This window comes from Oleiphilus sp. HI0086 (assembly GCF_001635225.1).
In genome coordinates, this window is record NZ_LWFZ01001151.1 from 1 (window position 1) to 920 (window position 920).

The following is a 920-nucleotide window of genomic DNA, read 5'->3' on the forward strand; positions in this document are numbered from 1 at the left end:
AGCCGCAATATCTTGCCAGATTAGTACGCCGACAGCGAGGTCACCGTGTTTGGATTTTAATTCCGCATTGTCTTCCAAAATCTTAATGACGCAAACAGTGCTACTGAAACTAAAAGCAAAAGCGATAATGGCGCTTTGCGACAAACTGAGATCAAATAAGCTGTGGCTGAGGGTAGTTGTGCAAAGAATTATCAAAGGAAGTAGGAGTATCATCCACCCACTCATATGAATAAAGGTTCCGGACCATAATTGTGGCCTCATAAGCTGTCTGAAATCAATTTTAAGCCCGATGGTAAACAGCATTAGCGTAATGCCAAGGTCTGCAAGCATCTCGAGTGTCGGTTCTGGCGTAACGCCACTTGCATGGAGCAAGAAGCCAGCAATTAGATAACCAACTAAGGGTGGGAGTGTGATTTGTTTCGCAATGAAGCCAAATATGAAGGCAACTAAAATCCAGATGATGCTCATATTGCTTATTTACTTCTCTTAAGTCGATGAATGTTTGGGTTGCTAATTGCTTCGTATCTTAGGACTTTTGGCTAATACTCTTGTCTAACAATATAACTGGCAGAATACCCACTGCAACGATGATTAGTGCGCTCAAGGCGCTTTGCTCAAGTAACTCATCGGAAGCAAATTGGTAAACCTGTGTAGCCAGTGTTTCAAAATTAAAAGGCCGTAAAATTAGTGTAGCAGGCAATTCTTTCAAACAGTCTACAAACACGACAAGCATGCCGGTAAGAGCACCCCGCTTGATAATGGGCAGGTGTACTTTAAATAGTGTCGATAAATAATTATGGCCAAGTGAGCGCGATGCCATGTCCATGCTTGGTGTTACTTTAGATAGGCTGGACTCTACGGACCCTGAAGAGACAGCTAAGAAGCGAACAGAATAGGAAAATACAATTGCGAAAGCCGTA

At 42.7% G+C, this 920-nt stretch carries 1 protein-coding gene and 1 pseudogene; both read right to left on the reverse strand.

From position 1 onward, the window contains the following. Positions 1 to 468, reverse strand: a 468-nt coding sequence (locus A3756_RS20285) for a cation:proton antiporter (RefSeq protein WP_197481416.1), incomplete at its 3' end; no start/stop codon positions are given. Positions 469 to 526: 58 nt separating this feature from the next. Beyond that, a pseudogene (locus A3756_RS20290) lies at positions 527 to 920 on the reverse strand (ABC transporter permease subunit); the annotation flags it as partial.